Below are 19,143 nucleotides of genomic sequence, written 5' to 3'. Positions count from 1 at the left end.
TCCATTTGAGTGAACGGTACGACTCTGCGTAGAGGCTCGCGACTCGAAAGGGTGATTTTTACTTCCGGTGACGGCCTTTACCGGTGGTCCGGGTCTTCTCTTCGGCCTGCCCGAACCGGGCGACCGCACGATCACGCATGAACCCGAGCGGATCGGGCGCGTGCAGCCGCAGCATCACGCCGTGGACGTCGTCCGGCCGGCCGTATCCGGTCGCGCGGCTCACCACGTAGGTGGTCAGGAAGGCGGCCGGGACGGTGATCAGCGCGGGCTGGTTCGAGAACCACGGCGCCCAGCCGCCGGAGTACTTGCTGACGATGTTGACCACCAGCGCGGTCAGCACGAGCCCGCCGCCGACGAGCATCCCGGCCAGCGCGCCGGGCCAGCTGAGCTTGCGCCACCAGACCCCGAGCAGCAGCAGCGGGCTGAACGTCGAGGCGGCCAGCGCGAACGACATCCCGACCGAAAGCGACAGATCCTCCGACGGCAGCAGCACCGCCAGCGCGAACGGGATCAGCGCCACGATCGCCGTCGCCACCCGGAAATCGCGGACGCGGCCGGGCAGCACGTCGGTGGAGACGACCCCGGCGACACTCACCAGCAGCCCGGACGAGCTGGACAGGAACGCCGCGAAGGCACCGGCCGCGGTCACCGCGCCCAGGATCTGCCCCCAGAGTCCGGGAAGGACCGCGGACGGCAGCAGCAGGACGGCGGCGTCGGTCTTCCCGGTCACCAGCAGTTCCGGGACGTACATCCGCGACAGCGCGCCCAGCAGCGTCGGGAACAGGTAGAACAGGCCGAGCAGCAGCAGGACGTGCACCGTCGTGCGGCGCGCGGCCTTGCCGTCGGGGTTGGTGTAGAAGCGGACCAGGACGTGCGGCAGGCCCATGGTGCCGAGGAACGTAGCGAGGATCAGCGAATAGACCTGCAGCAGATCGGTGAGACCACCGGAACCCGGCCGCAGCCAGTCCCCGTTCGACGTGGGGGCGTCGCTGACCACCGGCACCGGGGTGCCCGCGGTGAACTTCAGCGTCGTGCCCTTGGCGACCTTGTGCCCGGCCTCCGGCGCCCACACCGCGAAACCGTTGGCGCGCGCGCCTTCCACCTCACCGTAGGCCTCGAGCACGGTCACCGAGGTGACCTTCAGCGTGACGTCGGCCTGCACCGAAACCGTGGTGTTCTCGGGGAAGGTCGGCGGCGCGGGCTGTCCCAGCGGCCGCACGCTGCCCTGCCCGCCGGAGCTGAGGAAGACGATGCACAGGATGAACGTCGGCAACGCGATGGCGAACAGTTTCAGCCAGTACTGGAAGGCCTGGACGACGGTGATCGCGCGCATCCCGCCCGCGATCACGTTGAACCCGACCACGAAGGTGACCAGGAGCGCTCCGGCCCACACCGGCACCGGCAAGATCGTCGAGAGGGTCAGGCCGGCGCCCTGCAACTGCGGGACCATGTAGAGGATCCCGATGAACACCACGAACGCCGTCGAGACCCGGCGCAGCATCGTCGAACCCAGCCGCATCTCGACGAAGTCCGGCAGCGTGTACGCGCCGGACCGCCGCAGCGGCGCGGCGACGAACAGCATCAGCGCGAGATAGCCCGCGGTGAAACCGATCGGGAACCACAGCGCGTCGGCGCCGTCCTTGAGCACGATGCCGGCGACGCCCATGAACGACGCGGCGGACAGGTACTCACCGGAGATCGCGGCGGCGTTGCGCCGGGAGCGCACGGTGCGCCGGGCGACGAGGAAATCGTGCGTGCTGACGGCCGACCTCGAGGAGCGGTGTCCCAGATAGAAGGTCAGGACCGCTACCAGCACGATGCCGGCGATGGCCCAAGAGTTCAGCTGCACGGTGCCATTTAATCGCGCGCTGACGGAAACGCGCTGCCAGGGCGCGGCGAAAGCAGGTCGGGCACGGAGTCATCAAGGCGCCCTGCCACCGCGTTTCCGCGGCCTTCGGCCACAAGAGGGCGCGCGATCATGGGTCCTCCTCTATGTGCAGCTCCGCAATCAGTTCTCGATCATGTCGACGAAGTCGCGTTCATGACGTTCGGCGAGCCGGTTGTACCAGAGGCCGATCCCGAACAGGAACGGGAAAGGCGCCACACCGAGGATCAACCACGGCAACGGAATGCCCACGACGACCACCCGCCCGAAGGACGGAATGAGATAGAAGAGCACCGGAAGCGAACACAGCGTGACCATCACCAGCAGCGCCAGCCAGGAGGCCGTCCGCAGCTGGATCTTCACCAGATCCTTGACCAGGAGCTTGCCCCAGCTGGTCTGTTCTTCGAGTTCGACCCTGGCCCGCAGGGTGCTGGTGGCCTGCCGCGGATCGGCGAGGATCACCCGCTGCCGCTTGGGTTTCGCGTGATGTTCGGGTTTGGCCTGTTCGTGCTTCGGACCGGTCGGCGCACCCGGCACGGGCTCGACGGCGGCCCCTTCGGGCGCCGCCGGTTTCCTGGTCCTGCCCTTGCCGAGCGTCGGATCCGGTTCGCGGACGCCGTTGACGCGGCGGTAGTAGTCGTCGGTCACGTCGACCGGTTGGCGCCGACCAGCCTGTCCTTGAGGGCGCGCGTGTGGCGGCGGCTGACCGGCAGCACCTTCTCCTCGTTACCGATCACGACCTGGTAGCCGCCCTGGCCCATGCGCAGTTCGGTGATGAGCGGCAGCGAGACCAGGAACGACCGGTGGATGCGGACGAAACCCGCCTTCTCCCAGCGTTCTTCGAGCTGGGCGAGCGGGATGCGGACCAGGTGGCTGCCGTCGGTGGTGAACAGCCGGGCGTAGTCGCCCTGCGCCTCGACCCAGCGGACCGAAGAGCGCGGGATGAGCTTCGTGGTGCCCGCCAGTTCGACGGGGATGACCTCGTCGTCGTTCTTGACCTGCCCGAGGCCGCCTTCGTGGCCGAACTTCGGCGCGGCGTTGGCGGCGAGTTTGTCCATCACGCGGGTGATCGCGCGGTCGAGACGATCCTGCTGGTACGGCTTGAGCACGTAGTCGAGCGCGCCGAGGTCGAAGGCGTTGACCGCCTCTTCCGCGTGCCCCGTCACGAAGACCAGCGCGGGCGACGGGCGCAGCGCGGCGAACACCCGCGACATCTCCATCCCGGACAGCCCGGGCATGTCGATGTCGGCGAACACCGCGTCCACGATCGGCAGACCGCGGGCCTTGCGATCGGCCAGCCTCGGATCGTCCGCGGACAGCAGGCGCAGCGCCTCCGAAGCGTCGATCGCCGGGTAGACCAGGGCGACGTGCGGGCTGTTCCGGAGACAGTGGACGAGTTCGTCTAGCCCTTTGGGCTCATCGTCCACCGCCAGGACGATGAGCTTCCGGGTGTCATCGTGAGCACTCACAGTGAGACGCATCCTGCCCATTGCCGGGTTCCTTGTCCAGCCCGCTTCACGAAAGTCGAACGAAAAGGACGGCACCGGCACCCCCGCGCCTGGGGTGGCCGGTGCCGTCATCTTTTCCGGTGACACGAACCGCCTCGCCGTGCCACACCTATCCCTTCACGGAGTGAAGGTGAACCAGTTGACGCTCACGAAATCGGCGGGCTGGCCGCTGGTGAAGGTCAGGTAGACGTCGTGTTTGCCGGTGACGCCGCCGATATTCGCCGGGATGGTCCGCCAGCTCTGCCAGCCGCCGGTGTTCGCGACGGCGAAGCTGCCGACGGGCGGGTTGGACCGGCTGTCGAGCCGGACTTCCACGAGACCGCTCACGCCGCTCGCCGCTCCGGACGCGACGCGCGCCTGGAACTGCCTGCCGGTCTGCGTCCCGAAGTCGATGCCCGGGTACAACGCCCAGTCACCATTGCCCGCCGGACCGATGCTCTGACCACCGCCGGAATCCGACGTCGCCTGTTTGGCGATGCCCGCCGCCTGGCCGTACGACTCCGCCTGGATCGTGCCGTACGCGCTGCCGCCGCCGGGGCTTCCCGTGCCGCCGCCGCGGGTCAGGACGGTGACGTAGTCGACGAGCATCGGACGCCCCGGCACGATCCCCGGCCCCGGCGTCGTGGTGCCGGAGTTGTTGTTCGGGAACGCGCCGCCGATCGCGACGTTCAGCAGCACGAAGTAGCCCGCGTGGTTCGTCATGTTGGCCCAGGTCGTGGCGTCGACCTGGTTCTGGCTGACCGAATGGAACTGTTGCCCGTCCACCAGCCAGCGGAACACGTTGGGGCTGACGCTCGTGTCCCATTCGAAGGTGTAGGTGTGGAACGCGCTCTGGCAGCTCGCGCCGGGGCACGTGCGGCTGCCGACCAGGCCGGTGGTCTCGTTGCACGGGCCGCCGGGGTTGACGCCGCAGTGCAGCACGCCCCAGACCGTGTTGATCCCGTTGACGTTCTCCATGATGTCGAACTCGCCGACGGCGGGCCAATTCCAGTAGTTGCCGCGATACGGCGAGCCCAGCGCCCAGAACGCGGGCCAGTAGCCGAGCGCCGCGGCGCCGGTGACGTCCGGCATCTGGATACGGCCCTCGATCCGCAGCGCGCCACCCGCGGGCGGTTTGAAGTTCGTGCGCTGCGTTTCGATCCGCGCCGAGGTCCAGTTGCCCGCACCGTCGCGCAACGGCGTGATCCGCAGATTCCCGAAACCGTCCTGGGCCAGGTTGGCGGGGTTCGCCGTGTAGTTCTGGATCTCGCCGGTGCCCCAGTTCGCCGGGCCGCCGGGGTACGCGTGGCCGGTGTCGATGATCCAATTCGCGCTCGACGGGAGCGAACCCGCGGCGCCGGTGAAGTCGTCGGTGAACACGGTGGTCCAGCCGGCCGGGGGCGGCGGGACGGCGGCGGTCGCGGGCAAAGCCAGCGGCACCGTGAGCAAAGCCGCGCCTGTCAGCGCGATCTTCCAGCGGGAACGATTAACGGACATCGGACCTCCTCGTCAACGCTGTCGAGGTTTGTTGCCGTTCACAACAAAGCGGTATGTCCGATATGAGACCTGGTCTGAACCACTTACGCCTACCACCGTTCGGGTGAATCCACTTCGCCTCCGAATGCAAGGAAAGGTCCTTTCCTCGCAAATTTCGCAAGGAAAGGACCTTTCATGGCACGCGGGTCAGAGGCCGAAGCGGCTCCAGGCGGCCTTGGACTGGACGGCGTCCAGCAACGCGCTCGCCGCGGCGGGCGCGCCGATGCCGAGCCGCGCCAGCAGCGGCTTCTTCGGCTCGGCGACCGAGATCTCGGCGTCCGGGTAACGCTCGCTGATCACCTGGCGAAGGCTGCCGACGCCGTCGATCAGGCCGAGTTCGACCGCGCGGGCACCCAGCCAGACGTCGCCGGTGAAGAGGTCGTCGGAGCCGGACAGCCGATCGCCCCGGCGCTCGGTGACCCAGTCGACGAACAGTTCGTGGAGCTGGCCGTGCATCTTCTTCAGCCACTCGACGTCTTCCGGCTTCTCCGGGCTGAACGGGTCGAGCCGGGACTTGTTCGCCCCCGCGGTGTGCAGCCGCCGCTCGATGCCGAACCGCTCCAGCAGTCCGGTGAACCCGAACCCGCCGCTGATCACGCCGATCGAGCCGACCATCGACGTCCGGTGCGCGTAGATCTCGTCGGCCGCGCAGGCCAGCCAGTAGCCGCCGGACGCGGCGACGTCCTCGGCGAAGGCCAGGACGGGCACCTTCTTCTCGTCGGCGAGCTGGCGGATCCGCTCGGCGACCAGGCCGGACTGCGTCGGCGCGCCGCCCGGCGAGTTGATCTGCAGCGCGACGGCCTTCAGCCGCTCGTGCGCGAACGCGCGGGTCAGCGCCGATTCGACGGCCGCGAGGTTGATCGACCCTCTGGCCAGGGGTGACGGGGTCGGCGTGATCACCCCGTGCAGCTTGACCACCGCGACGACGTCCTTGCGCTCACCCCGTTCGCCGATCATCGGGAGACGGGAGGTCAGCTTGTCCGCAACGCTCATACCGCCAGGTTACCGGCGTTCACGACGGCAGCACGCCGCTGCGCGAACCGCTCACCCCGCTGGCCTCGTTCGGGCCGCCCTGCGGCGGGACGGTGGCACTGTCGGCGGAGAAGTCCGGCAGGTTCGGCCGCACGCCGGGCATGAACTTCGGCACCCGCAGGGTCACCTTCATGCCGGCGCCGGGCGCCGTCTCGACCATGAGCGCGTAGTCGCGGCCGAACACCTGCTGCATCCGCTGGTTGATGTTGCCGAGGCCGACGTGCGCGCCCGTGCGGTGCTGGCTGCGGAGGTCGGCGAGCTTGGCGGGCTCCATGCCGATGCCGTCGTCTTCGACGCTGATCAGCGCTTCGGCGCCGTAGTCCTCGGCGATCACCGTGACGCAGCCACCGGACGGCTTCGACGCGAGGCCGTGTTTGACGGCGTTCTCCACCAGCGGCTGGATGATCAGGAACGGCACGACCACCGAGAGCACCTCGGGCGCGATCTTCATCCGCACTTCGAGCCGTCCGCCGAAGCGGGCGTTCTCGATGGTCAGGTACCGGTCGATGTTGCGCAGTTCCTCGGCGAGCGAGGTGAACATGCCCGACGTCCGGAACGAGTAGCGCGTGAAGTCCGCGAAGTCCTGAAGCAGCTCTCGCGCTTCCTCCGGGTCCGTCCGGATCAGCGACGAGATGGTGTTGAGCGCGTTGTAGACGAAGTGCGGCGAGATCTGCGCGCGCAACGCCTTGATCTCCGCCTGCTGGAGCTGGTTCTTCGATTCGTCCAGGCGCGCCAGCTCGAACTGGGTGCAGACGAATTGGGCGACCGCGTCGGCCATCTGCACCAGCCGCCCGCGCGTGCGCCCGACGACGATCAGCGCGGCCTCCGTCTCGCCCTCGACGATCAGCGGCACGATCACCGCCGTCCGCATCCGGCAGGTGCCGCGGTGGTTGCACGGCATCTTGTCGTGCGCGACGACCTCGCGGCGGTGCTTGCGGATCGCGTTGCCGATGGCGTCGACGAGGTCGACGTAGTGGTCGTTGGCCTCGCCGTCCCAGGACAGCAGCGTGCCTTCGCTGTCGGTGATGCCGACGGCGACACAGTCGAGCATCTCCAGCAGCTGGCTGGTGATCTTGTCGGCGACCTGCTCGTCGAGGCCCTCGCGGAGATCCGGTGTCGCCTTCGACATCCGGTGGACGGCCTGCAGCACCGCGTTCTCCACGATGCTCGCGGGACGCCTCAGCTTGATCAGCAGGACGACGACGAGGATCGCGAGCAACAGCGCCACACCCCAAGGGATGATCTGCGCGATTTCGAGCCCGGACACGGCGTCCATGCTCTGCGCTCGACCAACCGGGTGCAAGGCCTGCTCCCCACTTTCCGTTGAGTTGTGACAACTGAGGGTGGGGCCGACCCTACCCAAGACCCGGGCGTTGTCCCCATGGTCACTCCCCGTCGCACGGGAAAGACTGTGCGCAGGCAATCGCTTCCGGGGGAGGAACACAATGCGCGTACCGGGGAAACTCGCGGCAGGGGTGCTGGCGGGGGTCCTGCTGGGGAGCGGGACGGCGGCCGCGGCCGATGACCCGGTGCGCGCGGCTGTCGGCGCTCTGGTCGGCGAAGGGGGATTTCCGGGAGCGGTCGCCCAGGTCAGGAACGGTGAGGCGGTCTCGCGCTTCGGCGCCGGATACGCGAACCAGGTCACGCGCGAAGCCGCGGGGCCGCACCACCGGTTCCGCATCGCCAGCAACACCAAGGCGTTCGTCGCCACCGTGGTCCTGCAGCTGGCGGGCGAAGGGAAGCTGTCACTCGACGATCCGATCGAGCGACGGCTGCCCGGTGTCGTCCGAGGACCGGGCTACGAACCGGAAAAGATCACGCCGCGCATGCTGCTGAACCACACGTCCGGCGTGCACGACCCGCTGGATCCGCACTTCTTCGACCCGTACCTCGTCCAGGGGAACCGGGCGCACGTCATCACGCCGTCGGAGGTGATCCGGCGGTCTCTCGTCGATCGTCCCTCGTTCTCCCCGGGCAGTGGCGTTGGCTACTCGAACACCGGATATCTGTTGCTGGGCAAGGTGATCGAGAAGGTCACCCGCAACGACGTCCGCGAGGAGATCCGGCGGCGGATCCTCGATCCGCTCGAACTCGGCCGGACGTATTTCCCGCTGTGGTCGCCGTTCCTGCGAGGTCCGCATCTGCACGGGTACGACATGGGCGGGCAGGACATGACCGTGTTCAGCCCGTCGTACGACTGGACCGCGGGCGCGATGGTGTCGACCGTCGAAGACCTCGCGCGGTTCCATCGCGCGTTGCTGGCGGGACGGCTTCTGGCACCCGCGCAACAGGCCGAACTCAAGCGACTGGTGCCGTACAGCGAGTTCGGGGCGTACGGCGGCGGCATCGAGACGCTCAACCTGCCTTGCAGCGGTGGCATGAAAACGGTTTGGGGCAACACCGGCGCGGGGCCGGGGTTCCACAGCGTCTCGATGAGCACCGAGGACGGCTCGAAACAGCTGGTCCTCGCGCTGAACGTGTACGACCTCGCCGCGGACGTGCACGGCGGGCAGCGAGTGCCGAAACCGACGATGGACGCGGTGATGGCCGCCCTCTGCTGATCACTTCAGCAGGCGCGACATCCGCCGGTCCGCGAGGGGTTTCCCGCCGGTCTGGCAGGTCGGGCAGTACTGGAACGACTTGTCCGCGAACGAGATCTCGCGGATCGTGTCGCCGCAGACCGGACACGGCAGCCCCGTGCGCGCGTGCACCCGCAGCCCGGACCGCTTCTCGCCCTTGAGCCGGGCCGCGGACTGGCCGACCGAACGCGTCACGGCGCTGGTCAGCACCTCGCGGATCGCCTCCGAAAGCCCGTCGAGCGCCGCCTCGGACAGCTTTCCGGTTGTGGCGTAAGGGGAAAGCTTCGCCATGTGCATGATCTCGTCGGAGTAGGCGTTGCCGATCCCGGCGATCAGCGACTGATCGGTCAGCGCCGTCTTCAACCGTTCGGTGCGCCCGGTGAACAACTTCTCGAGCTGCGTGCGGTCGAGCGAAAGCGCGTCCGGCCCGAGCCGCGCGATGCTCGCGACCTCCTTCTCCGGATCGCGCACGATCCAGACCGCCAGGCCCTTCTTCGTCCCGGCCTCCGTGAGGTCGAAGCCCGGCCCGGCGGCCGCGTCGAGGTGGACGCGCAGCGAGATCGGCCCCTTGCCGGGTTTGAGCGGCGTCGGCGACAACGCGTCGGACCAGCGCAGCCAGCCCGCCCTCGCCAGGTGGACGACCAGATGGAGATCGCCGGCGACGAGATCCAGATGTTTGCCGAACCGGCCCGCCCCGGTGACCTCGCGGCCGTGCAGCTCGGTCCACGGCGGTGTCGCCGTCTTCAGCACGCTGAGGGACGACACGTCGACACGGAAGACCGTCTTGCCCACCGCGTGTTCACGCAGGTGGTGAGCGAGCGCTTCGACCTCGGGTAACTCGGGCATGGCCCCAGTCTCGCGCGTTCAGGGCGCGGCGACTACTCCACCGGGTGCAACGGGCCGTCGAAATCCGGCAGGGAGTGCTTCTGGATGGTCTTGGTGATCTTCGAGACCTCGCCGCGCACGGTGAACATGCCGCGGATGGTGCCCACCCAGCGCTCCGACGGCCGGTCGCCCGCGAGATCGCCCTCGGTCTCGGCGACCACGGTCCACGGACGGCGCAGGATCCACCGCAGCGGGAAGAACAGCGCGATCAGCAAGAGCGCCAGCGGAACCCACGACGGGATCATGACGTCGGCCGGGGTCCACATGATGAGCACGATCGCGAGCAGCGCCGTCACGGCGATCATCGCGATACCCGGGCCGTAGCTGCCCGCCACATCGTGCTCGAAATCGTCCGCTGTCGCGGGAGCACGCCATTCCATCTGGGCTCGGACCACCCAGTCACGGCCGTCCTCGCCGTGCACCAGCCGGTTCATTCAGTCGCCTCCCGCGCGGCCGCTCGCTCGTCGTGAGCGAGCTCCACCGTACCGTGACGGGAGCCGGATTCGCGAGAGTTCGAAGGCGATATGCCCGCTCGGGCGTTATGGGCACGTCGGGTAGTCGACACCCGGTTCCGGATAGTGGGAAGTCGGTTTCACCGGGCTCGGCTCGTCCGCCGAGGTGTCGCCGGTCGCGCTTTCGGGGGTCCCGGTCTCCGTCGAAGAAGACCCTTCCGGGTAAGTCGTCGAGTCCGGCGTGGTCGACTGCTCGGTCGAGTCCCGCGAAGTCGTCGTGGTCGGGCTCAGCGACTCCTCGGTGGGCGTGAACGATTCCTCGGGCGGCGGGATGTCGTCCCGCTTCGAGGTGGTCTGGTTGGAGCCCGTGCCCGGATCCGGGACCTCGTTGCGCGGCGAGGTCTCCTCCTGCGTCGGATTCTGCTCGTCCGGCGGAGGTACGACGTCTCCGCCGCCGAACTCCTTCCGCGGCGTGCCCACGCTCGGCAGGCTCGGCATGTCGGACGCCCCGAGCTCGGCGCCGGGGCCTCGTCCGGTGACGGCGGGCTGGGCACCCTTGCCTTGCAGCTGGTCCTGCGCGATCCGCTGCGGCGGGAGCTCCACCGGCTGCGCATGGGCGGGCGGCGCGACCTGCGCGGGCAGCAGCGCCAGCTCCGGCAGCCCACCCCCGGACAGGCCCACCGTATGGGTGACGTCGGTGCCGAACACGGCCGGCCCGGCGACGATCCCGACCGCACCGGCGGCGGCCGTCGACGCCACCGCCAGGCCGACCTTCACCTTCGACCCGAGCAGAAGTCCCTTGACCGACGCGGCGAGCCCGGACAGCGCCCCGCTCGCGTGCGCCCCGGCGGCGGCCGGCACCAGCAACGCCACCACACCGGCGTGCGCCCGCAGCGAGGAGCAGACGTCACGCAGCTCGTCGTGAGTCGCCCGGCAAGATTGGCAGGCGATCAGATGGGTCTTGATCCGGCGGGCCTCGGCCCCGGTCACGCTGCCCGCGGTGAACCCGCCCAGCTTCTCCACCACCGCACGGCACGAATCGGGTCCGCGGTTCACCGACAGATGCGCCTGCAGATACGCCGCCCGCAGCCCCTGCCGGGCCCGGCGGGCCAGCGCCGCCGTCGCGTTCGCGCTCAACCCGAAATGCGGCGCGACCATCGACGGCTGCTCGCCTTCGACCTCGGTCTGCCACAAGACCGAACGCCAGCGCTCCGGCAAACTCGTGAAAGCGGTCGTGATCAGCGAATGTTCGGCCGTGCGGGCATGCGTGTCCGCACCCGCCCCGGCCCGGAAGGTCAGCTCGTCGTCGCTCACCGGCACGTCACGACGCGCGCCGTGCCACTCCCACGAGACGCGGCGAGCCACCGTCAGCAGATAAGCGCGGACGTAGTCACGCGGCCCGGCGCCCCGGCGCAACGCCTGAAGCACCCGGAAGAAGGTCTCGGCGGTGATGTCCTCCGCCTCCGACCGATCGGCGGCCAGACTGCGGGCCAACCGCCGCACGGCGGCTGCGTGAAGTTCGAAAAGCTCCCCGAAGGCAGCGTCCTCCCCGTCACGGAGACGCTGGAGCAATGCCTGCTCGTCGGATTCCGAGGCCGCCTGAAGCGGCACCGTGCCCTGCTCGGTCATCCGGCCAGGCACCTCCTCCCCGAAGGACTCACCATTCGGTCGAATGGGGACACCATACGGAGGTATGCAGCCGTCGTCACCCCTTGTACGCCAGGTGTGACGCCGAAGCACCTGTAGGGGTGGGTGCAAACCGCTACAGACGGTCGGTGTATGGTTGTCCCACTGCTTCAAACGAGTGCCGGAGCAGAGCAAGACATGCGGATGTAGCGCAGCTGGTAGCGCATCACCTTGCCAAGGTGAGGGTCGCGGGTTCGAATCCCGTCATCCGCTCGCAAGTGGGCGCAGTGTGTCCAGGGAACGCCTGGACCATGGCTTGCTCACCATAATTCCCGGGGGCCCGAGCCCCCGGACCCCCACGTTCCTGGTAACTCGCGTTGGCGAGTCGGGTGTGGGGCGCGTTGGTCTTTTCGGTTACTAAGTGCTACAGGTTCGGTGAGCGGGGTCACACGACTGTAGTAATTCGGATTTGTGCATATGTGGGACGAGGGCGCACCGGGAAACCGGTGCGCCCTTCGTGCTTCAGGAGGGCACGCAAGTGGGCTGCGGGCGCTTCCACAAGGTCACCAGCCGACCGTTCGGTAGGGGCCGTGTCGTGACCGGCGTGAAGCCCGCGGCCTTCGCGGTGGAAGCCATGGACGGCGGATCCACCTTCGGTTCGTACTCGTCCACCGTTCCCGTCGCGGTGAACAGCAGGCACGTCTTGCTCGCGTCCCCGCCGAGACTGCCCGCATAAGAGGTCAGCCAGCGCAGATAGTCCGGCCCGGTGTTCCCGTTCGCGGTCGGATCGACCTGCGGCAACGCCACGCCGTAGCCGAACTTCCGCAGCATCTCCAGCTGCACGGTGTTGGTGTTGAAGAGCCGGTCACGGAACCCGAACGCGGTCGCCCCGCCCAGCGCGTGCTGCTCTTCCACCTGGCCGACAGCCCATTCCGACGCGGCCCGCCACTCCCGCGCCGTCTCCGCACTCAGCGGCTCGACGACCTGACCACCCGGGTCGACGTAGACCTGCGGAACGCCGCGCCCATCGGTGACCTTGGACGAGCCCAGCACCGGCAGATCCATTTCCCACGGCCGAGCGGTCGGCAGGCGCAGATCCACCATCGGCACCAGCCCCAGCAGCCCCACCACCGCGACCGCGAACGGCAAGGCCCGCCGAAGCGATCGGTGTGCCCGGTACAACCCCCAGAGCGCCAGGATCACCATGGACGGGATCAACGGGAGGAAGAAGGCGGTACCCGTGTTCTTGGACGTCAGCACCGCTAGCCCGCCTTCCGCGACAAGGAACGCCGACGGAAACAGCGCCGATGCCACCATCGAGCGGAGGACGTCCTTCGCCGGACCGGTCCGGATCTTGACGATCGCCCCGACGACCGCGGCGACAAGCCCGGCACACAGCAACAGCGCGAGCGGTAGCCCGTGGTCGGAGATCAGCAGCCGTAGCCGCGCTACCCAGGCCGCCGGGTTGAACACCCCCGCTTCCTGGCCGAACTCCACCGACTGCTTCCCGTAGCCGAAGCCGGTCAGGTACTCGAAGACCCGGGCACCGTTGGGCACCAGCCAGATCGCCGCGACGCCGGCGGCCACGAGCACCGCGAGAGTGAAGTGCTTCAGCCGCTTCATCCGGTCCTGCGGCACCGCCGCCTGGATCAACGCGGCCAGCACCAATGCCGGTACGAAGGCGATGGCCATCGTCCTCGACAGCGGCATCAGCCCGACGAAGACCCCGAAGAGCACGACGAACCGCAGTTTCGACAGCCCTTCGGAACGGATCAGGCAGTAGACGGCGGCCGTGGTCATGACCGCCGCGGGCAGCGCGAAATGATAGGCGCGGGCCTCGAAGAGCACGCCGGGCGCGGTGGCGATCAGTGCCGTGGCGATCCAGGCGAACGGGCGGCCCGCCACCCTGTTCGCCACGGCGTGCGTGAGCAGGATCAACGCCACCCCGGCCACCAGCGGGACGAGGAAGGCGGCCACCGTCCCGGTCCCGGTCGCGAAGAAGTGCAGCGAAGTCAGCGCGGGCAGCAGCGGCGCTTGGATACCCGAGGACTCGACGGCTTCGATCCAGCCGACGGCACCGTCCCGGAGCGCCGCGCCGTGATTGTTCAACGCCATGCCGAAGTAGCCGGCCTCGTCGATGTCGAACACCTGACCGTCGCGATACAGGACGATCCATCGGAAGTTGACGAGCAACCAGGCGATCGCCACGCCGAGCAGGACCCATGTGTTCACCTGGATGCGGCGAATCCCCCTGGTCAAGAGCATGCCCGAGAATCTAGCCGTGGCCTCGGCGCGGCTAGATCGCGGGCGTTTTGAAGGGGTCGTGCTCGGACAGGAGCTTGTCGACGCGGGCCTGGTCGACTCTGCTGACGACGGTGTTCTCGTCCTGCCGGTCACGGATGCACTTGGCGAGGGTGAACGCCGAAGTGGTCAGGAACAGCATGCCGAGGGCGAGGAAGCCGCGAACCCAGCCGTCGACCGGCAGGTACCAGATGCCTATGACGACCGCGAGCAACGCCAAGCCGAACGAGAGGGCGGCCTGGACGAAGAACGCGACGGTGGTGGGCGGCGCTGCGGAGGTTTTCGTCATGCGTACCACGGTCGCGCCGACGACTCCCGGTGTCTTGAGTACGGCTACTCAAAGAAGGGTTGCGATTCAGACCGCGTGACTTCGGTTTGGCGGAATCGTCACGACCGTCACTTGTCCGTCCATCAGGCATTCGATGAGAACCGAACCGCCAAGCGGGTAGATCCAGAAGTGCGGCCCAGCGTCGAGAATTTCCTGCGCATGTCGCACCGCGACATCCACCGGAATGGTCACGGTCGGCATCAGATAGTTGCCCCAGATGACAGCGATCCGCCCACTCGGCTGTGCATACGAAGAGAGCAGCTCCGCCGCCATCCTCGTCCAGTGCTCCCCATCGTCCCACCAAAGGCGATCTTCGAATGGAACGGACTCGAAATCGATCACGTCGCCGGTAGCAGCCGGAAAACTGCTCAGTGTCGCTGCCGCCAGCGCGCTGTTCTCGGCGAGATCCAGCTTCATCACCTGCTGGTCGTTCATGAAGTCCGGAAGGTATTCCGGATGACTCCCATAAGAACTGACGTCGGTCAACGGCTCAGATCTCGTAGCCGTCCATCACGGTCGGCGCGACCGGGGACAGGTGCTCGTCGCCGCGTTCGGTGACCAGGCCGCGGGCCATCCGGTACACCTTGAATTCGTTGTCGTGCTCGGGATCCTGGTCGTCCCAGACGTGCAGGAGACCGTAGGAGCCGGGTGCGAGGTCGCCGACGCGGGTGAACAGGTCCACCAGCTCGGGCGCGATCGCCGTGCCGTGTTTGTCCATGCCGCCCAGGTGCAGCACCGGCACCCCGGCCGTCCAGCGGAGGTCGAGCAGGTCGCCGTCGTCGAAGTCGCGGACGGCGCGGTGCACCCGCTCGACGATGCGCTCGAGCAGCGCGGCGTCGTCGTCACCGGAAGGGCTCGCTTGGATGGTCACCCACCCGTGGTATTCGAACACCCGCCTGAGTTTAGGCAGGTCCGCCCGCCGGACGGTGGTCAGCCCGCCATCGCGGCCGGCGAACCGTTGCGCCGCAGTGCGTTCTTGAAAACCTGTTCGCCGTGCTTTTCGAAGGCGGGCACGAGCTTCTCGCCGTAGACGCACAGGGTCCGCTCCCAGGGGTGCCCGAGCGTGCCGAAGCGGAAGTCGTTCGCCAGGAACATGTGGTAATCCGTGCGCGGGAACACCGGGACCGGCCACGGGTCGAGCGCGGCGTGCCGGTGGGGGTAGAAGCGGTACGACTGGTGCTGCCAGTGCAGGACCCAGACCCACTCGTCCTCGGCGACGCAGTCCTTCAGCGCCGAGAGGGCGACGCGGGCGACGTCGTTCTGCTCGACGGCGTACGGGCCGACCCGGAATTCGGCCGACGCGCGGTCGAGGCCGCCGGGCGCGAGATCCCACGCGACGGACGGGGCGGGTTCGCGGAAACCCGGCCAGGCGTGCGCGTAGGTGCTCGGCCAGAACGCGAGCTTGTCGTAGACCCAGTACCAGGCGGGCTCATCTGCGACCCTGGAGATGGCTTCCCAAGCGTTGTTCACGAGCGACCCTCGGTGGTTCGGCCGATTAAGACTGGGAAAGCTTCGTGTTCGGGGACCAAGTTGTCCAGCTCGTGGGCATTCTCCGTGAAACTGTCACCTGATCAGGTGTCTTGCGCCGCCGCCGGAACCGTGAGAATGACAGTGTGTGAACGGCGAGCCCACCGAACGCGGGCTCGCCGTCGATCGATCACGCGGCCGCCTCCCAAAGACTCATGAAGGCCGAGGCCTCACTCCGCACCCATGGCCGCACCTTGTCGCGATCACGCGGCGACAACGCGAACTCCTTCGAACGCCGGACGTCGACGACCAGCGGACGTCCACCAGGGCGCAGCTCGTCCATGGTCTGTTCGAGCAGCCACAGCACCATCTGCGCCGCGTCCCGGCTCAACGGCTCCTCCTTGAAGTAGAGCCAGGTCACGTAGACGGGGCCGTCGCCCTTGCGCAGGCCGAGATGCGGATTGATGCCCACTTCGAGCGAGCCGAGCCGCCATCGTGACCGGCCGACCTCGGCCAGCCGCAGGTCACGCCGCCCGACGTAGCGCAGCCAGCCGTTGGCGATCTCGGTGTAGTGCGGCCGCGTGCGCTCGTCCGCGTTCTCGACCAGTGCCCGCAGCACCTCGCGATCCCGCCCGGAGATCCGTCCGGCACGGATCGCGTTCGCGGCGCGGAGGTAGAAGTTGAACCCGCCCCGGGCCGGGTCCTCGTACTGACGGCGCCAGCGCCGGACGAACGAGGAACGCGAAGGACCCGAGCTCGTGCTGTACCCCACGAACGTGGGCAGGGTGATGTAGGCCATCCGTGTCTGCCTTTCGCCGCTGTTCCTGCTGTACAACGACCATTTTAGAACACATGTACGACAGAAAACGGGGCTTTACGGGTGACGCGGCGAAGGAGGCCAAGGTCCTTCGAGCAGCTCCGCCGACTCCTCGAGGATCGGCACCTCGCAGACGTCCCTCGGCGTGAGGTCGGTCGGGATCCAGTGTTCGAGCATCGCCGACCAGCGCGTGATCCCACGCAACGCCTGGGGCGACCCGAGCAGCTCGCCGACCTCGCTGACGAGGGCGCCACCGGCCGCGGGCGAGAGCCGCCCTTGGACCATCGCGGTGAGCCAGCCGTGGATCAGCAGCCAGCGGGCGGCCGTCGGATCGGCGGGCAGTTCGAGGCCCAGTTCGTCGACGACCTGGTCGAACGCCTTGTCGACGGCGGTTTCGGCGGCGGATTCGAGCCCGGCCAGCAAGGCGAGGGACGGGGTGTCGAGTCCGGCGACGATCGCGTCCAGACCGGCCTCGACCAGGTGGGAGGTGCGGACGTCACGTCCGGCGAGCCTGCCGATGGCCAGCTCGCGCAACGCGCCACGACACGCGTCGATCTCCGTCACCTGATGCTTCCCACGTCCGCCACGGTACCGCCGGGAGCAGTCAACGGCACCTGACCAGCCGAAAGAGGGTCACACCGCGGAGAGCCGCGGAGTGATTCGAATATCGAGATCAGCTTGAAGCGCATGCGCCAGTCGCTCCAGCACCGGAATGGTCGGAACCGTTCCGCCCGCCTCGAACCGCGCGACGGCGGACTGCGTCATCCCCGCCTTGGTGGCGAGTGCCGCCTGGGACCAGCCACGTCCCTCACGCATTTCACGCACCGTCTTACCCAGGACATAGGCCAACTTTGCGGCCTCGTACGCGTCAGCGGCGCCGGGCTCCGTCATCCGCCGCTCGCGAAGCCTCCGCCAGTCGTTCCGCTCAGCCATCGATCTCACTCCTTTCCTCACTCATCGGCCGTGTGCTCCCGGGCGACGCATCGCCACATCGCCCTCCGCGCCCGTCGTACCTCACGTTCTTCACGCATGCGCGTTTTCCGGAACTCGGTCAGCAACACGATCCGCCGGCCGGACGCGATCCAGTACGTGATCCGCACGGCTTCTCCGTCCAGATGAAACCGCAACTCCCGCAACTTGCCGTCGAGCTGTCGCGTGTACGGCTCGCCAAGCAACGGGCCCTGCTCCGCGAGCAGATCCACGTAGAAGGCCACTGTCGCGAAGTGTGCCGTGGACAAACTCTCCAGCCAGTCACGAACCTCCGGCTCCAATTCCACGGTACCCCAAGTCATAGCTTTGATGCTATAAAGCCAGGTAGGTCCACTTTTGGGCGATCCGTTTGCGATCCGGCAAGGCCGCGAGCGCACTCGGAGATCAGTGCTGGACCAGGTCGTGAGTGGACGCAAGAATGAGGAAAGACCACATCAACCACCCATAAGGGTGCATGCAAGACTGGCTGCCCACACCCGGCGGCAGGGGGCTAAATGAGCTGGCAAGACGAGCTTCGACAGCTGGACGTCGAGCTGGCCTCGGGTCGCATCGGGCACGCCGAACACCGCAGGAAGCGCGACGAGCTTTTGGCGGAGGCCTCCGGCGGGACGATGCCGTCGCCGGTGCCCTCGCCGCTGCGGCGTCCCGGCGGGACGTGGCACAGCACCAACCCCGCCGCGCGCCCGGTCGAGCCGCCCACGGTCACGGTCCAGCAGCCGTACCAGCAGACCCAGCCGGTGTACACGCCGCCGCCGGCCGTCGAGGAACCCGAGAAGAAGGCCGCCATCCCGCGGATCGCGGACCACAAGACCACCGCGCCTTCGCCCGCCGACATCAATCCGACGGTCTATCTGCGCGCCGAGCCGCCGCCGGTCAAGGGCAGGCCGTCGGCCCCGGTGCCGAGCCGGCCGCTTCCGCCGCTGGCTCCCGAGCCCAGCCCGCGCCACTACGCGCCCACAGAGGACTACGCGGTCGTCGGAAAACGCAAGCCGACCTGGCTGTTCATCGGTGCCGGCGTGCTGGTCGTGCTGGCGTTGATCATCGGCGGGACGCTGTGGCTGGGCTCGTCGCAGCCCTCGAACGTCGCCGAGCAGCCGAGCGTGGCCCAGCCGCCAGGCGACCTCACTCCCTCAGGCCGGCCCGACAGTGCCCAGACTCCGCTGGAAGACCGGCTGCCCGCACTGCCGGGGACACCGTCGAAGGACAACTCGACGATGTCGGTCGCGAAGGGCGTGGAGCTCAACTTCTACTCGAAGGCCGCGGGCGACTACCTCACGTCGAAGAATGTCGCGTCTGTCACCTACAAGGGGTCGAACGAGGGGACGAACAGTTACCTCGTCCTGGTGATCCCGGCCAACGACGCGAAGGACGCCGCCGCGATCGTGAAGTACTTCCGGGAGAACTCGATCAACGCCGGGCTGCGCGAGCAGCGCGTCGGCGATCGGCTCGCCCTGGTCGGCGCGAACAAGAACGGCCAGCTCAGCGGCATCGGGTACGTCTCCGGGACGATGGCCGTGACGACCTGGGTCTCGCAGCCGCTCGGCGGCGACCCGCAGGCGCTCGACACCCGCCTGGAGCAGACGCTGACCTCGTTGGACACCGTTCTGCCGGCGGGCTGAGAAGCGCAGGTCGCGGGGAGATCACGATTCGACCCGCGAGGGCGCATCGACTCCGGGCAGTGCAGAATGTGCGAGGTCACCGCAGTGGTGGTATCGCGACGGCCGGGAGCATTCCTCCCGCCGGAAATTCGGATAAGGG

The 19,143-nt window shown here is 68.1% G+C and carries 20 protein-coding genes and 1 tRNA gene; 3 read left to right on the top strand and 18 right to left on the bottom strand.

Annotated elements, in window-relative coordinates:
* Nucleotides 1-58 precede the first annotated feature (58 nt).
* From AORI_RS41630 to AORI_RS41605, 6 genes are all read right to left on the bottom strand, one after another.
* Complete coding sequence (locus AORI_RS41630; protein ID WP_016330586.1) at nucleotides 59-1,849, bottom strand: sodium/solute symporter; 1,791 nt, start codon at nucleotides 1,847-1,849, stop codon at nucleotides 59-61.
* A 159-nt stretch (nucleotides 1,850-2,008) separates the two neighbouring features.
* A complete protein-coding gene (locus AORI_RS41625) occupies nucleotides 2,009-2,533 on the bottom strand; it encodes a hypothetical protein (protein ID WP_016330585.1) in 525 nt (174 codons plus the stop codon).
* Complete coding sequence (locus tag AORI_RS41620) at nucleotides 2,530-3,366, bottom strand: LytR/AlgR family response regulator transcription factor (protein WP_043848496.1); 837 nt, start codon at nucleotides 3,364-3,366, stop codon at nucleotides 2,530-2,532. The genes AORI_RS41625 and AORI_RS41620 overlap by 4 nt, the downstream gene beginning before the upstream one ends.
* A gap of 144 nt (nucleotides 3,367-3,510) precedes the next feature.
* On the bottom strand, nucleotides 3,511-4,869 hold the full coding sequence (locus AORI_RS41615) for a glycoside hydrolase family 16 protein (protein WP_016330583.1): 1,359 nt from the start codon (nucleotides 4,867-4,869) through the stop codon (nucleotides 3,511-3,513).
* Nucleotides 4,870-5,055: 186 nt separating this feature from the next.
* Nucleotides 5,056-5,901, bottom strand: a complete 846-nt coding sequence (locus AORI_RS41610; RefSeq protein WP_016330582.1) for a S49 family peptidase — start codon at nucleotides 5,899-5,901, stop codon at nucleotides 5,056-5,058.
* A gap of 19 nt (nucleotides 5,902-5,920) precedes the next feature.
* On the bottom strand, nucleotides 5,921-7,216 hold the full coding sequence (locus AORI_RS41605; RefSeq protein ID WP_016330581.1) for a histidine kinase: 1,296 nt from the start codon (nucleotides 7,214-7,216) through the stop codon (nucleotides 5,921-5,923).
* A gap of 169 nt (nucleotides 7,217-7,385) precedes the next feature.
* Here AORI_RS41605 and AORI_RS41600 point away from each other — a divergent pair, with 169 nt between their 5' ends.
* Complete coding sequence (locus AORI_RS41600; RefSeq protein WP_016330580.1) at nucleotides 7,386-8,501, top strand: serine hydrolase domain-containing protein; 1,116 nt, start codon at nucleotides 7,386-7,388, stop codon at nucleotides 8,499-8,501.
* Here AORI_RS41600 and AORI_RS41595 read toward each other — a convergent pair whose 3' ends face one another.
* The 3 genes from AORI_RS41595 to AORI_RS41585 all read right to left on the bottom strand — a co-directional run bounded on the left by AORI_RS41595 (nucleotide 8,502) and on the right by AORI_RS41585 (nucleotide 11,485).
* Nucleotides 8,502-9,365: an Fpg/Nei family DNA glycosylase gene (locus AORI_RS41595; protein ID WP_016330579.1), complete on the bottom strand. Its 864-nt coding sequence runs from the start codon at nucleotides 9,363-9,365 to the stop codon at nucleotides 8,502-8,504. It abuts the gene before it with no gap.
* A gap of 32 nt (nucleotides 9,366-9,397) precedes the next feature.
* Nucleotides 9,398-9,838: a hypothetical protein gene (locus AORI_RS41590; protein WP_005161585.1), complete on the bottom strand. Its 441-nt coding sequence runs from the start codon at nucleotides 9,836-9,838 to the stop codon at nucleotides 9,398-9,400.
* Between the two features lie 105 nt (nucleotides 9,839-9,943).
* Nucleotides 9,944-11,485, bottom strand: coding sequence for a sigma-70 family RNA polymerase sigma factor (locus AORI_RS41585; protein ID WP_016330578.1), 1,542 nt, complete (start codon nucleotides 11,483-11,485; stop codon nucleotides 9,944-9,946).
* Nucleotides 11,486-11,682: 197 nt separating this feature from the next.
* Between AORI_RS41585 and AORI_RS41580 the strand changes: the two genes are divergently transcribed.
* Nucleotides 11,683-11,755, top strand: a tRNA-Gly gene (locus tag AORI_RS41580).
* 249 nt (nucleotides 11,756-12,004) lie between these two features.
* Here the strand turns inward: AORI_RS41580 and AORI_RS41575 are convergent.
* From AORI_RS41575 to AORI_RS41535, 9 genes are all read right to left on the bottom strand, one after another.
* Nucleotides 12,005-13,747 carry an ArnT family glycosyltransferase gene (locus AORI_RS41575; RefSeq protein WP_228688279.1) on the bottom strand — a complete coding sequence of 581 codons (1,743 nt, stop codon included), beginning with the start codon at nucleotides 13,745-13,747 and terminating at the stop codon, nucleotides 12,005-12,007.
* 31 nt (nucleotides 13,748-13,778) lie between these two features.
* Nucleotides 13,779-14,072, bottom strand: coding sequence for a YiaA/YiaB family inner membrane protein (locus AORI_RS41570; protein ID WP_016330576.1), 294 nt, complete (start codon nucleotides 14,070-14,072; stop codon nucleotides 13,779-13,781).
* A gap of 66 nt (nucleotides 14,073-14,138) precedes the next feature.
* A complete protein-coding gene (locus AORI_RS41565; RefSeq protein ID WP_200870949.1) occupies nucleotides 14,139-14,546 on the bottom strand; it encodes a hypothetical protein in 408 nt (135 codons plus the stop codon).
* A gap of 55 nt (nucleotides 14,547-14,601) precedes the next feature.
* Nucleotides 14,602-15,003 carry an immunity 7 family protein gene (locus tag AORI_RS41560; RefSeq protein WP_016330574.1) on the bottom strand — a complete coding sequence of 134 codons (402 nt, stop codon included), beginning with the start codon at nucleotides 15,001-15,003 and terminating at the stop codon, nucleotides 14,602-14,604.
* Nucleotides 15,004-15,041: 38 nt separating this feature from the next.
* Nucleotides 15,042-15,581 carry a DUF2716 domain-containing protein gene (locus AORI_RS41555; protein ID WP_016330573.1) on the bottom strand — a complete coding sequence of 180 codons (540 nt, stop codon included), beginning with the start codon at nucleotides 15,579-15,581 and terminating at the stop codon, nucleotides 15,042-15,044.
* A 187-nt stretch (nucleotides 15,582-15,768) separates the two neighbouring features.
* Complete coding sequence (locus AORI_RS41550) at nucleotides 15,769-16,377, bottom strand: hypothetical protein (protein WP_007030508.1); 609 nt, start codon at nucleotides 16,375-16,377, stop codon at nucleotides 15,769-15,771.
* A 75-nt stretch (nucleotides 16,378-16,452) separates the two neighbouring features.
* Complete coding sequence (locus AORI_RS41545; protein ID WP_016330572.1) at nucleotides 16,453-16,959, bottom strand: hypothetical protein; 507 nt, start codon at nucleotides 16,957-16,959, stop codon at nucleotides 16,453-16,455.
* Between the two features lie 69 nt (nucleotides 16,960-17,028).
* Nucleotides 17,029-17,328: a helix-turn-helix domain-containing protein gene (locus AORI_RS41540; RefSeq protein WP_016330571.1), complete on the bottom strand. Its 300-nt coding sequence runs from the start codon at nucleotides 17,326-17,328 to the stop codon at nucleotides 17,029-17,031.
* A 17-nt stretch (nucleotides 17,329-17,345) separates the two neighbouring features.
* Nucleotides 17,346-17,687: a type II toxin-antitoxin system RelE/ParE family toxin gene (locus AORI_RS41535; protein ID WP_016330570.1), complete on the bottom strand. Its 342-nt coding sequence runs from the start codon at nucleotides 17,685-17,687 to the stop codon at nucleotides 17,346-17,348.
* 192 nt (nucleotides 17,688-17,879) lie between these two features.
* Here AORI_RS41535 and AORI_RS41530 point away from each other — a divergent pair, with 192 nt between their 5' ends.
* Nucleotides 17,880-19,004, top strand: a complete 1,125-nt coding sequence (locus AORI_RS41530; RefSeq protein WP_016330569.1) for a hypothetical protein — start codon at nucleotides 17,880-17,882, stop codon at nucleotides 19,002-19,004.
* Nucleotides 19,005-19,143 lie beyond the last annotated feature (139 nt).

This window comes from Amycolatopsis keratiniphila, from assembly GCF_000400635.2.
GTDB classification, from domain to species: Bacteria; Actinomycetota; Actinomycetes; order Mycobacteriales; family Pseudonocardiaceae; genus Amycolatopsis; species Amycolatopsis keratiniphila.
The sequence above is the reverse complement of the archived record's forward strand: the minus strand, read 5'-3'. Positions and strand labels throughout refer to the sequence as shown.

Excerpts from the sequence above, each read along its gene's own strand:
- AORI_RS41550 (WP_007030508.1), bottom strand. The coding sequence starts at position 16,377 with ATGGCCTACATCACCCTGCCCACGTTCGTGGGGTACAGCACGAGCTCG.
- AORI_RS41585 (WP_016330578.1), bottom strand. The coding sequence starts at position 11,485 with ATGACCGAGCAGGGCACGGTGCCGCTTCAGGCGGCCTCGGAATCCGAC.
- AORI_RS41590 (WP_005161585.1), bottom strand. The coding sequence starts at position 9,838 with ATGAACCGGCTGGTGCACGGCGAGGACGGCCGTGACTGGGTGGTCCGA.
- AORI_RS41615 (WP_016330583.1), bottom strand. The coding sequence starts at position 4,869 with ATGTCCGTTAATCGTTCCCGCTGGAAGATCGCGCTGACAGGCGCGGCT.
- AORI_RS41570 (WP_016330576.1), bottom strand. The coding sequence starts at position 14,072 with ATGACGAAAACCTCCGCAGCGCCGCCCACCACCGTCGCGTTCTTCGTC.
- AORI_RS41595 (WP_016330579.1), bottom strand. The coding sequence starts at position 9,365 with ATGCCCGAGTTACCCGAGGTCGAAGCGCTCGCTCACCACCTGCGTGAA.
- AORI_RS41535 (WP_016330570.1), bottom strand. The coding sequence starts at position 17,687 with ATGACTTGGGGTACCGTGGAATTGGAGCCGGAGGTTCGTGACTGGCTG.
- AORI_RS41565 (WP_200870949.1), bottom strand. The coding sequence starts at position 14,546 with ATGAACGACCAGCAGGTGATGAAGCTGGATCTCGCCGAGAACAGCGCG.
- AORI_RS41530 (WP_016330569.1), top strand. The coding sequence starts at position 17,880 with ATGAGCTGGCAAGACGAGCTTCGACAGCTGGACGTCGAGCTGGCCTCG.
- AORI_RS41610 (WP_016330582.1), bottom strand. The coding sequence starts at position 5,901 with ATGAGCGTTGCGGACAAGCTGACCTCCCGTCTCCCGATGATCGGCGAA.
- AORI_RS41620 (WP_043848496.1), bottom strand. The coding sequence starts at position 3,366 with ATGCGTCTCACTGTGAGTGCTCACGATGACACCCGGAAGCTCATCGTC.
- AORI_RS41600 (WP_016330580.1), top strand. The coding sequence starts at position 7,386 with ATGCGCGTACCGGGGAAACTCGCGGCAGGGGTGCTGGCGGGGGTCCTG.
- AORI_RS41575 (WP_228688279.1), bottom strand. The coding sequence starts at position 13,747 with ATGCTCTTGACCAGGGGGATTCGCCGCATCCAGGTGAACACATGGGTC.
- AORI_RS41540 (WP_016330571.1), bottom strand. The coding sequence starts at position 17,328 with ATGGCTGAGCGGAACGACTGGCGGAGGCTTCGCGAGCGGCGGATGACG.
- AORI_RS41605 (WP_016330581.1), bottom strand. The coding sequence starts at position 7,216 with ATGGACGCCGTGTCCGGGCTCGAAATCGCGCAGATCATCCCTTGGGGT.